The 1,415-nt window shown below is 64.6% G+C and carries 1 protein-coding gene and 1 pseudogene; both read left to right on the top strand.

Annotated features, from left to right (window positions below; genetic code table 11):
- Positions 1–296: 296 nt before the first annotated feature.
- A complete protein-coding gene (gene phoU, locus JCM25156_RS16575) occupies positions 297–1,001 on the top strand; it encodes a phosphate signaling complex protein PhoU (protein ID WP_025813991.1) in 705 nt (234 codons plus the stop codon).
- Between the two features lie 65 nt (positions 1,002–1,066).
- Positions 1,067–1,415, top strand: a pseudogene (locus tag JCM25156_RS25565) (response regulator); the annotation flags it as partial.

Raw genomic sequence — 1,415 nt, 5'->3', positions numbered from 1 at the left:
TTGTCATTGCCCGCCGCCATGCCCGGCCCCAGCCCCAGCATCGCGCCCAGCGCCGCCGTAAGCATGTGCCGGTATGAAAAGATGCCGCCATCGGGCGCGACGGGGGGGCAGGGCATGCGCGGCATTGAATGTTCCTGAAAAAAATCTTTTTATTTCATTATACTGTGCCATCCCATGCCGGGCATGACATCGCTTGAACAAATCGGCGACCGCTATAATATACGCACAAGGCATATCGTAAGCCCTGTTATCGGCACATCCCGTATAATTGTGCGGGCAGGCGGGAAGGTTTACGGGTGGGACAGGAATCGGCACACATCGTACGCAGCTACGAACAGGAACTGGAGCATCTGCGTTCCATGATGGCGCGCATGGGCGGGCTGGTGGAACGGCAGACATCGCAGGCCGTGGCCGCCATCGCCGACCGTGACGAGAACGCCGCCGGTATCGCCTCCGACCTTGACCCGCAGGTGGATACGCTGGAACGCGATGTGGAGGCCATGGTCATCCGCATCCTCGCCCTGCGCTCCCCGGTGGCGGGGGATCTGCGTGAAGTGGTGTCCGCGCTCAAGATCACGGGCGACATGGAACGCATTGGCGACTGCGCCGCCTCCATCGCGCGGCGTTCGCTGCGGGCGGAACTTCTGGCGTCGCGCGTTTCGGTCAGCGGGCTGCGGGGCATGGGGCGGCTGGTGCAGGACAACCTGCGCCGCGCCATCGACGCCATGAGCCAGCGCAACGCCGATCTTGCGCGGGAAGTCTGGCAGTCCGATACGGCGGTGGACGAACTGTACAACGCCATGTTCCGCGAACTGGTCACCTATATGATGGAAGACCCGCGCAATATCGGGCCATGCACGCACCTGCTGTTCATCGCCAAGAACCTTGAGCGCATTGGCGATCACGCCACCAACATCGCCGAGCGTGTCTATTATACCGCCACGGGCGAAATCCTGCCCGTCGTCCGGCCGCGCGGCGGGTTTTCGGGACAGGGGAACTGACATCCGTGCAGGGTGACCAGCCGCTCCGTATCCTTGTGGCGGAAGATGACGCCGCCCTGTCCGTCATGCTGGTCTATAATCTCGAGGCCGCGGGTCACGCCGTCATGCCGGTGGATAATGGCGTGGACGCGCTGCGCGAAGTGGCGGAATGGAAGCCCGACCTCGTGCTGCTGGACTGGATGATGCCGGGCCTGTCGGGGGTGGATCTGTGCCGCAGGTGCGCACGGCCACCGCCACGCGCCACCTGCCCGTCATCATGCTGACCGCGCGGGGGGAGGAACAGGATTCCATCCGCGCGCTGGACCTTGGCGCGGATGACTATCTGGTCAAACCCTGCGGGATGGACGTGCTGCACGCCCGCGTGCGGGCCGTCATGCGCCGCAGCCGGGGCCGCGCGGCGGATCCTGTCGCGGC

It is taken from the genome of Komagataeibacter kakiaceti JCM 25156 (genome assembly GCF_000613305.1).
This window is presented reverse-complemented; position numbering and strand designations above follow the sequence as displayed.